Source organism: Pseudomonas fluorescens, assembly GCF_005938625.1.
In the GTDB taxonomy this organism is placed as follows: domain Bacteria; phylum Pseudomonadota; class Gammaproteobacteria; order Pseudomonadales; family Pseudomonadaceae; genus Aquipseudomonas; species Aquipseudomonas fluorescens_BD.
This window is the reverse complement of the sequence record NZ_VCNJ01000092.1, coordinates 1-11151: the sequence shown is the minus strand read 5'-3', so window position 1 is coordinate 11151 and position 11151 is coordinate 1. Positions and strand designations below refer to the sequence as shown.

At 60.4% G+C, this 11151-nt stretch carries 8 protein-coding genes; 5 read left to right on the top strand and 3 right to left on the bottom strand.

Annotated features, from left to right (window positions below; translation table 11 throughout):
* The first annotated feature begins 182 nt into the window (after positions 1-182).
* On the top strand, positions 183-1217 hold the full coding sequence (selD, locus tag FGA82_RS30175) for a selenide, water dikinase SelD (protein ID WP_141129919.1): 1035 nt from the start codon (positions 183-185) through the stop codon (positions 1215-1217).
* The gene (gene mnmH, locus FGA82_RS30170) at positions 1217-2320 is read left to right on the top strand and encodes a tRNA 2-selenouridine(34) synthase MnmH (protein ID WP_141129918.1); all 1104 of its coding nucleotides are present in this window, start codon (positions 1217-1219) and stop codon (positions 2318-2320) included. The genes selD and mnmH overlap by 1 nt, the downstream gene beginning before the upstream one ends.
* Positions 2321-2456: 136 nt before the next feature.
* Here mnmH and FGA82_RS30165 read toward each other — a convergent pair whose 3' ends face one another.
* Positions 2457-3131, bottom strand: a complete 675-nt coding sequence (locus tag FGA82_RS30165; RefSeq protein WP_016985322.1) for a hypothetical protein — start codon at positions 3129-3131, stop codon at positions 2457-2459.
* Positions 3132-3447: 316 nt separating this feature from the next.
* Between FGA82_RS30165 and FGA82_RS30160 the strand changes: the two genes are divergently transcribed.
* Positions 3448-4146 carry a glutathione binding-like protein gene (locus tag FGA82_RS30160; RefSeq protein WP_141129917.1) on the top strand — a complete coding sequence of 233 codons (699 nt, stop codon included), beginning with the start codon at positions 3448-3450 and terminating at the stop codon, positions 4144-4146.
* Between the two features lie 254 nt (positions 4147-4400).
* Positions 4401-5375 carry a porphobilinogen synthase gene (hemB, locus tag FGA82_RS30155; protein WP_141129916.1) on the top strand — a complete coding sequence of 325 codons (975 nt, stop codon included), beginning with the start codon at positions 4401-4403 and terminating at the stop codon, positions 5373-5375.
* Positions 5376-5499: 124 nt separating this feature from the next.
* Here the strand turns inward: hemB and FGA82_RS30150 are convergent, their stop codons facing one another.
* Complete coding sequence (locus FGA82_RS30150; protein ID WP_141129915.1) at positions 5500-7035, bottom strand: FAD-dependent oxidoreductase; 1536 nt, start codon at positions 7033-7035, stop codon at positions 5500-5502.
* Positions 7036-7372: 337 nt separating this feature from the next.
* Positions 7373-9577 (bottom strand): TonB-dependent receptor, encoded by a 2205-nt coding sequence (locus tag FGA82_RS30145; protein WP_141129914.1) that lies wholly within the window; start codon positions 9575-9577, stop codon positions 7373-7375.
* 278 nt (positions 9578-9855) lie between these two features.
* Here FGA82_RS30145 and FGA82_RS30140 point away from each other — a divergent pair, with 278 nt between their 5' ends.
* Positions 9856-10947: a DUF1615 domain-containing protein gene (locus FGA82_RS30140; RefSeq protein WP_141129913.1), complete on the top strand. Its 1092-nt coding sequence runs from the start codon at positions 9856-9858 to the stop codon at positions 10945-10947.
* Positions 10948-11151: the final 204 nt, after the last annotated feature.

Below are 11151 nucleotides of genomic sequence, written 5' to 3'. Positions count from 1 at the left end.
GCCTCAAGCTGCTCGTTCCCACGCTCTGCGTGGGAATGCCTCTAGGGACGCTCCGCGTTCCGGCTCCGGAAGGGACGCGGAGCGTCCCGTTCTGCATTCCCACGCGGAGCGTGGGAACGATCGAAAAACTGCTGCGCCGTGCTCTGCTAGAATCGGCTCCATTCACAGCCTGAGACTCCCCCATGAGCGAGCCGATTCGTCTGACCCAATACAGCCACGGCGCCGGTTGCGGCTGCAAAATTTCCCCGCAGGTGCTGGAAGTGATTCTGGCCGGGAGCGGTGCGCAGAACCTTGATCCGAAACTGTGGGTCGGCAATGCCTCGCGCGATGACGCGGCGGTGTACGAGATCGATGCCGAGCGCGGTGTGGTCTCGACTACCGATTTCTTTATGCCGATCGTCGACGACCCGTTCGACTTTGGCCGCATCGCCGCGACCAATGCGATCAGCGACATCTATGCGATGGGCGGTGATCCGCTGATGGCCATCGCCATCCTCGGCTGGCCGGTCAATGTGCTGGCGCCGGAAGTGGCGCGTGAAGTGATTCGCGGTGGCCGTTCGGTGTGCGACGCGGCGGGCATTCCGCTGGCGGGCGGGCATTCGATCGATGCGCCGGAGCCGATTTTCGGCCTCGCCGTCACCGGTCTGGTCGAGAAGCGCCACATGAAGCGCAACGACACCGCCACCGCCGGCTGCCTTCTGTACCTGACCAAACCGCTGGGCATCGGCATCCTCACCACCGCCGAGAAAAAAGGCAAATTGCGCGCCGCCGATGTCGGCGTGGCCCGCGACTGGATGTGCACCCTGAACAAACCCGGCAGTCGTTTCGGCAAACTCGCTGGCGTTACGGCGATGACCGACGTCACCGGTTTTGGTCTGCTCGGGCATCTGGTGGAAATGGCCGATGGCAGCAAGCTGACCGCGCGCATCGCCTATGACCGCGTGCCGCGTCTGGACAGCGTCGAGTATTACCTCGATCAGGGTTGCGTACCCGGCGGCACGTTGCGCAACTTCGACAGCTACGCGAGCAAGGTTGGCCGCGTGCAGGAACTGCATAAACGCGTGCTCTGTGACCCGCAAACCAGCGGTGGTCTGTTGATCGCGGTGACGCCTGAAGGCAATGAAGAGTTCCTCGCCGTCGCCGCCGAACTGGGCCTGAGCCTTGCGCCAATCGGCGAACTGGTTGAGCGACAGACGAACGCAGTCGAGGTGATTTGATGCTCCGCGACTGCACTGACTACCGAGACATTTTCCTCAACGACCGGCCGCTGATGGACGCCCGCGCGCCGGTCGAGTTTCACAAGGGCGCGTTCCCCGGTGTGATCAACCTGCCGTTGATGAACGACGTCGAACGGCAGAAGATCGGCACCTGCTACAAACAGCACGGTCAGCAGGCCGCCATCGAGTTGGGCCATCAACTGGTGTCGGGCGCGGTGAAAGCCGAGCGCATCCAGGCCTGGGCCGATTTCGCTCGGGCCCATCCTGATGGGTATCTCTATTGTTTTCGCGGTGGTCTGCGCTCGCAGATTACTCAGCAATGGCTGCGTGACGAGGCCGGTATCGACTATCCGCGTATTGGCGGTGGTTACAAGGCGATGCGCAACTTCCTTATCGACACCCTTGAGCAGGCCATCGTGCAATGTGATTTCGTCCTGCTCGGCGGCATGACCGGTACTGGCAAAACCGAAGTGCTGGTGCAGTTGCGCAATGGTCTGGACCTGGAAGGCCACGCCAATCATCGCGGCTCCAGCTTCGGCAAACGCGCCACCGGGCAGCCGTCGAACATCGATTTTGAAAACCGCCTGGCCATCGACATCCTCAAGAAACGCGACGCGGGTATCGCGCAGTTTGTGCTTGAGGACGAGAGCCGGGTGGTGGGCAGTTGCGCCTTGCCGCTGCCGCTGTATCAGGGCATGCAGCAGTACCCGATGGTCTGGCTGGAAGACAGTTTTGACGATCGCGTCGAGCGGATTCTGCGTGACTATGTGGTGGATCTGTCGGCGGAGTTCGGGGCCGTGCACGGGGAGGAGGGTTTTACCTTGTTCTCGGAGCGCCTGCTGGAAAGCCTCAACAATGTGCAAAAGCGCCTCGGTGGCGAGCGTCATAGGCGAATGCTGTTGTTGATGGAAGAGGCGTTGATCGAGCAGGGGCAAAGCGGGGCGGTGGACTTGCATCGCGGCTGGATCGAGGGGTTGCTGCGTGAGTATTACGACCCGATGTATGTGTTTCAGCGCGAGAAGAAGGGCGGGCGGATCGAGTTTGCCGGGGAGCGTGGGGCGGTGCTGGAGTATCTTCGCGAGCGGGTGAGCCGGGAGGCTTGAGGTTGTGGCGGCTGGCCTCTTCGCGAGCAAGCTCGCTCCCACATTGGATCTTCATTTAACACAAATGGTATGCCTGACTCCGATCCCTGTGGGAGCGAGCTTGCTCGCGAAGGGGCCCGGTCAGGCCACACAAAACTCAGGTCGGGCAGGTTTCCTTGCCATGATCCAGCCCCTGCTTGTAGCTGTGGCTCTGCAGACTAGCCTTGCCGTTGTGCCAGGTCAGCGTCAGTACATACAGCGAGTCAAAATCGTTGCCCGCCCAGTCCTCGGTGATGTTCTGTTTCTCGCCGACCGCTTTGCCCGCCACCTTGTTGATCAGTTCCGGCAGATAGCCGTGGGACCAAGCGGTGTAGATCGTCGAGTTATGGTACTTGTCTTCCAGCAGCTCGCGGGCCAGATCGCTGGTGTCGTTGGCCGAGAACTCGATGTTCACCGGCAGGCCGAGCTTGATCGCCGCCGGGCTGATGGTCATCAGTGGGCGGATGTAGCTGTAGGAGTTGTCCAGCTCACCTTCCTCGACATTGCGCGTCGGGTTGGCGGCGAACACGTAATCGGCCTTGCCGAATTTTTCCGGCAGCAGCGTCGACAGGTCGATGGCGCGGTTCAAACCCTGGCAGTTGAGCTGACCGAGACCGCCTTCGGGTTTCTCCGCGTGGCGCAGGAACACCAGCGTCTGGGTGCCATCCGCCGGTTGCGCGCGGCTCTCGCTGGACTCAAGCGACAGGAACAGCGCACTGACGGCCAGCAGGGAAGGCAGGGCCACATACGCACGGTGTTTGAAGCGTTTGGCGAATCGCATAAGGTTCGTCATGAAATAGAAAGTTCTTCAGCTGATTCAATTAAGGCTGACAAACCTTTACACCACGGGCTCCCAGCACCGGGTGTTTTCCCTGTCATGAACGGCTTCCTCTGCAACAAAGGCATAGCTCAGAGTCCCCTGAGGGCCGTTTGGTTCGATCGTCTGAGTGCGCAGCACTCTAACGGCAACGTTCAGCGGCCTGGTGGCAGGTTAGCGACAGGATGTTGCGGATTTAAGTAGGGGCAACGGTGCCGGGAAAAAGAACCCGCGCTAGAGCGGGTGATCCTGGATTATGCTCAGGACTTTAAATTGTGACTGGATGCTTCCCATGACTGATCTGTCCGCGTTCCCGATCACCCAGAAATGGCCGGCGCAGTACCCTGACTGGATTCAGCTCTATTCCTTGCCGACGCCCAACGGCGTCAAAGTCTCGATCATGCTCGAAGAAATCGGCCTGCCGTACGAGCCGCACAAGGTCGCATTCGACAGCAACGATCAGTTGTCCGCCGAATTCCTGTCGCTGAACCCGAATAACAAGATCCCGGCGATCCTTGACCCGCATGGTCCCGAGGACCAGCCGCTGCCGCTGTTCGAGTCCGGTGCGATCCTGATTTATCTGGCCGACAAAAGCGGCCAGTTGCTGGCGCAGGAAGGCGCGCTGCGTTACGAAACCATTCAGTGGCTGATGTTCCAGATGGGCGGCATCGGCCCGATGTTCGGCCAGCTCGGTTTCTTCAACAAGTTTGCCGGTAAGGATTACGAGGACAAGCGTCCGCGTGATCGTTACGTCGATGAAAGCAAACGTCTGCTTAAAGTGCTCGACGGCCGGCTCGAGGGCCGTGACTGGATCATGGGTGAGCGTTACACCATCGCCGATATCGCCACGTTTCCGTGGGTGCGTAACCTGATCGGGTTTTATGAAGCGGGTGATCTGGTCGGCATTCAGAATTTCCCGAATGTCACCCGTGTGCTTGAGCGTTTTCTCGCACGTCCGGCGGTCATTCGCGGCCTGACCATCCCCTCGTAATCTAAGGGCTGTACACATAACCCTGTGGGAGCGAGCTTGCTCGCGAAGGCGTCGCGTCAGCCAGCATTTCTAATGCTGATACACCGTCTTCGCGAGCAAGCTCGCTCCCACAGGGGATTTGTTGTGTCACAGGGATTATTACACCCCCGGTAATGCACTCTTGATTGATCCAGGTTTGTACCCCACCCCCCGCAACGCATAAGCTTCGCCCCCTACGACTTTCGTCTCATCTGCCGTTTTCAGGAAAGGCCCCCATGTCCAGTCAGTTCCCCGAAGCACGTCCCCGCCGTCTGCGCCGCAATGCGAGCCTGCGCAGCCTGTTCCAGGAAACCGAATTCAGCCTGAACGATCTGGTCCTGCCGATTTTCGTTGAAGAAGAAATCGACGACTTCGTGCCGATCAACAGCATGCCCGGGGTGATGCGCATTCCCGAGCGCAAACTGGCCAGCGAAATCGAGCGCTATGCCCGCGCCGGCATCAAGTCGGTGATGACCTTCGGCGTGTCCCACCATCTGGACAGCAACGGCAGCGACACCTGGCGCGAAGAAGGTCTGGTTTCGCGCATGTCGCGCATTGCCAAAGATGCCGTGCCGGAAATTATCGTCATGTCCGACACCTGCTTCTGTGAATACACCGATCACGGCCACTGCGGCGTGATGCACAACCACGAAGTCGACAACGACCAGACCCTGATCAACCTCGGCAAGCAAGCTGTGGCGGCGGCCCGCGCCGGTGCTGACGTGATTGCGCCATCGGCAGCGATGGACGGTCAGGTGCGCGCCATTCGCCAGGCGCTGGACGCAGCCGGATTTACTCAAATTCCGATCATGGCCTATTCGACCAAATTCGCTTCCGCTCTGTACGGCCCGTTCCGCGAGGCCGGTGGTAGCGCGCTGAAGGGTGACCGCAAAAGCTATCAGATGAACCCGATGAACCGCCGCGAAGCCCTGCGCGAATCGTTGCTCGACGAGCAGGAAGGCGCCGATGCGCTGATGGTCAAACCGGCCGGTGCGTACCTCGACATCATCCGCGATATCCGTGAAGCCTCGAACCTGCCGCTGGCGGCGTATCAGGTCAGTGGCGAGTACGCGATGATCAAGTTCGGCGCACAGGCCGGGGCGATCGATGAGGATCGCGTGGTGCGTGAAAGCCTGGGCGCGATCAAGCGTGCGGGCGCGGATTTGATCTTCACTTACTTTGCGATGGATCTGGCATTGGCCGGGATCTAAGCAACACCGCAAATCCAAATTGTAGGAGTGAGCCTGCTCGCGATAGCGTCTTGTCAGTCAACATTAATGGCGGCTGATACACCGCTATCGCGAGCAGGCTCACTCCTACAGGGATTTTGGTGTGTCAGGGGCAGTTGAAGTAAGGCCTGATTCCGTGATCGCGGAAGTAGCGTTCAATCACCTTCGGATCCGCGCTGTTTTCGGCAATCGCCACATAGGTATCCGGGCGCAGCAGATAAAAACCGTTACGCCCCAATCCCGCCGTTTCAAACGCCGGGCGCCAGTCGAACACATGCAGCGGCAAATGATGTTCCTGGCACCAGGCAATCATCTCGTCGCTGGTGTCGCCGTACACGTGCACCTGCCAGCACGGTTGCCTTAGCGGTTCGTAATTATCCCCCTCACCATCATGCGCCCACGGCAAACGGTCACCGCCGTGGACGTGACCGGCTGCGCCCTGGCTCAGCGGCATGCCGCGATAGTTGAGGGTGACTTGCGACACGGTGCGAAAGAGGAACTCGCGGCTGGCCTCGAACGAAGCCATTTTCGGGATCAGAAACGGTGCTACACGCATGCGCAGCAGATCGGCCATGCGCCCCTCGGCGGTGACGAAACTGAAGACTTTGTCGGTAGTCGACACCAGACGACGGGCGAAGGCCTTGCGTTCGGTTTCGTAGCTGTCCAGCAGGCTTGGTTCGGCGGCGCCGCTGAGCACAGCGGCAAGTTTCCACGCCAGATTGATCGCGTCGCCAATCCCGGTGTTCATGCCCTGACCGCCGGCGGGGCTGTGCACATGCGCGGCATCGCCGAGCAGAAACGCGCGGCCACTGCGAAAATGCTCGGCCACGCGGTGATGCACGCGGTAGGTCGAGAACCAGTGGACGTCTTCGATATGCACTTTCAGGTGTTCGATGGCACGGCTGCTGACATCGGAAAACTCCAGGGTTTCGGCGCGATCCGCACGTTCATCACGAACGGTGCCGATCAGCCTTGCGCGGCCTTCGCCGGCCAGTGGAAACACGGCGAGAAAGTCCGCTTCATCCAGATCCAGGTGCAACTCGCCGTTCATCGCCGGTCCGCTGGCCTTGACGTCGGCCACGTAGAAAATCTGCTGATAGGTGCCGCCGGGGAACCCGGTGTCGAGGGTTTTGCGCACCACTGAGCGGGCGCCGTCACAGCCGGCCAGATAACAGGCCTGGCAGATTTCCTGCTCGCCATCGGCCAGGCGCAAATGCGCAGTGAGGCCGTCGCCGCTTTCTTCGAAGCTTTCCAGCGTGGTGTTGCGTTCGACCGTGACGCCGTAGTCTTCAAGGCGTTCGATCAGCAGGCGTTCATGCTCGTCCTGCGGGAATATTTCAACGAACGCGTAGGGTGTCAGGCCTTCGCCGATGCGGTTCAGCGGCAGTTGCGCGACTGGTTTGCCGTTGGCCCAGAAATTCGCCACCGCCACCCGATGGCCGTTGCGCACCACGGTGTCGGCGAGGTCCAGTTGCCGGTACAACTCAAGGGTGCGCGCCTGCACTGCCAGCGCTCGCGAAGTGGTGCCGGGTGCGGACGTTTTATCGATGATGCGCACGCGCACGCCGAGTTTGGACAGCCACAGGGCCAGCACCAGGCCGGTAGGGCCGGCGCCGATGATAAGAACGTCGCTGCGGTTCATGGGCCTGTCCTCCGTTTGCTGTGGAGCAAGTATGGATCAGAAGGAGAGGGTGGCCAGTCGATCGGCCAGACGGAACAAGGCCCCGCAGCGGTGGGGCTGTGGGGCCTTTTTTGGGTGTTCGGCAGGAGATTTTGGTGACAGTGAAATTTACCCCCTCACCCCAGCCCTCCCGAAACGTCGGACCGCCCCCAAGGGGGCGAGGGGGAAAGGGAGCCGATTTGGGTGCCTTTCAAAACCTGAGTTCGACTTGGTCGCACACGTCGGCGTAACTCGAAAGAACACCGCAATCAGTCCCCTCTCCCTTTGGTAGAGGGCTAGGGTGAGGGGCTTTTCAGCGTTAGAAATCGATAGTGCCGGACAACTTCGCCACCCGTGGTTCACCCTGAGTCAGATAACCCCCCTGAGCCGATTCCCAATACTTCTTGTTCGCCAGATTCTCCACGCCCAGACGCACGGTCACGTCCTTCTCCGACACCTTGAACGCATAACGCGCACCCGCATCGAAGCGGTTCCAGGTCGGCAGGCTCAGATTGTTCGCCGCGTCAGCATATTGACCGCCGGTACGCAGCATCCGCGCATTCAGCGCTACACCTTGCAGACCCGGCACGTCCCAATCCGCACCAGCGTTGAACTGGAAGGTCGGCACACCGATCGCACGGTTGCCGTCGTTGGCACCGCTAAGGGTGTTCTTCAGTTCGGTGTCCATCAGGGTCAGGCCGCTGATCAGGCGCAGGCCCTGGATCGGCTCGCCGAACACGTTCATTTCTACGCCTTTGTTGATCTGCTCGCCTTCACGTACGTAGGTGCAGGTGGTGGCGCTGTCGATTTCGCAGTAACCATCGCTCGGCTGTTCGATGCGATAAACACCCAGGCTCGCGCCGTAAGTGCCCATGTCGACTTTCACCCCGACTTCAGTCTGCTTGGAACGCGCGGGTGCATAGACTTCGTTGCCGTTGGTCACGCGGAAGCCGCCGGTGCTGGTCGGCGAGGTCGGGCCCTGGGCCAGGCCTTCGATGTGGTTGGCGTAGAACGACACATGTTCCCATGGCTTGAACACCACGCCGTACACCGGTGTGGTGATCGATTCGTCGTAGCTCGACTTGCGGTCGCCGCTGCCCCAGCTGGCGTAGTTGTAGCCTTGCACCACCAGTTGTTGACGGCGCAGACCGGCGGTGACCAGCAGGCGATCATCGAAGAAACCGAGGGTGTCGGAAAGCGCGATGCTGCGGTTGAAAGTCTTGCCGACGATACCCGGATCATTCAAGTCGCCGCCGGCAAAGTTGCCCACCGGCGACGGCGTTTGCACGGGGTGGTAGATGTTGTTGGCGTATTTGGTCAGGTCAAAATCATAGGCGCTGCGCTGTTCGGCCCAGATACCGGTCAGGCCGAAATTGAGCTTGTGGCTGACCGCGCCGGTGTTGAATTTACCGTTGAGGCCGGCCATCACGCTGGTGTTGTCCTCGTCATGGGGAATGAACGAGCCAGTGGTAAACGAAGCGCCGCTGTTGCCGACCAAAGTGGTCGAGTTGTAACGCCCGACTTCGCGAGTGTGCTTGGCGCCGCCGGCTGCATAGGCGGTCCAGTTATCGTTCAGGTCGTACTCGGCGCGAAGCATGCCGAAGGTGTCTTCGATGTCGGTGTAACCCCACTTCGGCGCGTAGTTGGTGTCGGCCGATGGCGCATCCGGAATGTGCGTGGCAGTGCCGAGGTTGACCGAGTTGCGGCCCCCGTTGACGCGTTCTTTTTGATACGCGAAGTCGCCGGAAATGCGCAGGGCATCACCGCGATAGTCGAGGCCAATGGCGAACAGTTTCGAACGCTGGTTCTCGTGATCGATACCGGTGTCGCCTTCGCGCTGGGACAGGTTGATCCGGGCGCCGAAGCGGTTGTCTTCACCGAAACGCTGGCCGATGTCGAAGTGATGACCGATGCGACCTTCGCTGTTGATGTCGGTGGTGTAACGGCGCAGCGGCACGTCACCGGCGCGTTTTGGTTGCAGGTTGACGCCACCGCCGATGCCGGAACCGGTCGGGGTCACGCCGTTGATAAAGGCATTGGGGCCTTTGAACACTTCCACGCGCTCCAGGGCGTCGGTGGAAATGATCTGCCGTGGCAGCACGCCGTACAGGCCGTTATAGGAAATATCGTCGCCGTTCAGCGGCAGGCCACGGATCATGAAGACTTGTGCCTGGTTGGAGAAACCCGAGGCCTGACGCACCGACGAATCGTTGAGCAACACGTCGGCGACGTTTTCGGCCTGTTGATCCTGAATCAGCTGTTCGGTGTAGGACGCGGCGCTGAACGGTACGTCCATCATGTCCTGATTGCCGAGCACGCCGAGTTGACCACCACGGGCGACCTGACCACCCGCGTAAACCGGGGGCAAGGCGTTAGGCGTCGGGGCCTGGGCATTGACGTTGACGTCGTCCAGCACCAGCGCTTTGTTGTCGCCCTCGGCGGCGTGAGCGGTGACAGTCAGGGAGCACAGCAGGGCGAGAAGCGTCGGGCGAAACGGGACGGCGAGTCGAGCTGGAGCGGGCATGTAGATACCTGGAGGCGCACGGCCGGTGAGAAAAATAAGGGCGGCGCGGGAACTCCTTGCGCAAATGCGACTCCAGGTGCAAATGATAGGTTTTCTCAGTAACGTTTTGCAATCAGTTTGTCATCACCCTCTCAAAACACACATCACCTGTAGGAGCTGCCGCAGGCTGCGATCTTATGATCTTGTTTTTAAAATCAAAGTCAAAAGATCGCAGCCTGCGGCAGCTCCTACACGGATTGTGTATGGTGGTTTGGGCTTAACGGACTGGATAAAGCTTCATGCACAACTTTCGATTACCGATCACGCTCGCCGCACTGCTGGTGCTCGCCGGTTGCGCAGGACAGCGCAGTCAGGAACCGGTGCCGCGTGCGCCTGCCGAAGTGAAGGCCGAGATCGTGCGGCTGATGCCGGCCAAGACTGCTGATCGCCAAGGCTGGGCCACCGACATCTACGCTGCATTTGCCGCGCAGAACATCAGCCCGACCACGCAGAATCTGTGTTCGGTGCTGGCCGTCGCCGAGCAGGAATCCACCTTCCAGGCCGACCCCACCGTGCCAGGGCTGGGCAAAATCGCCCGCGACGAAATCGATCGCCGTGCCGCCAAAGTGCATATTCCCAGCCTGTTGGTCAGCGGCGCTCTGCAAGTGCGTTCAACCAACGGCAAGACCTACAGCGAGCGCTTGAACGCCGCACGCAGTGAAAAAGAACTCAGTGGCATTTTCGACGACTTCATCGGCCGGGTGCCGATGGGCCGTACGCTGTTCGGTGGCTTCAACCCGGTGCACACCGGCGGGCCGATGCAGGTCAGCATCGAATTTGCCGAGCAGCACGCCAAAGACTATCCGTACCCGGTAGACGGTACGATTCGCCGCGAAGTGTTCAGCCGGCGCGGTGGCATGTACTTCGGTATCGCCCATTTGCTCGGCTATCCGGTGAGTTATCGCGAGCCGCTGTATCGGTTTGCTGACTTCAATGCCGGCTGGTACGCCAGCCGTAATGCCGCTTTCCAGAATGCAGTCAGCCGCGCGTCGGGCATCCCGCTGGCGCTGGATGGCGACCTGATCCGCTACGACTCGATCATGCCCGGCGGCACGGAACTGGCGGTGCGCACCCTCGGCAAGTCATTGGGCATGCGCAACCCGACTATTCGCGATCAGCTGGAGAAGGGCAAAACCCTGGAATTCGAAGAGACCAAGCTCTATCAACGAGTATTCGAACTGGCGGAGAAAGCGGAGGGGAAAAAGCTGCCGCGTGCGGTGTTGCCGGGGATCGTGCTGCAGAGCCCGAAGATCACCCGAAAACTCACGACCGCATGGTTCGCCAAGCGCGTAGATGAACGTTACAAACGTTGCATGGCCAAGGCCGGATAGATCAGACAGACATAAAAAACCCGGCCAAGGGAGCCGGGTTTCTCTGGGTTGTTGCGTTTGCAGCCATCCATTCAGGCAACGCGACGTTCGATCAGACGATCAGAACCACCTTCAGCAACGCGACGTTCGATCAGACTGTCCGAGCCGCGTTCCGCGACCCTGCGGTCGGCCGGGCGAGCGGAGCCACCATCGACAGCGAGGACC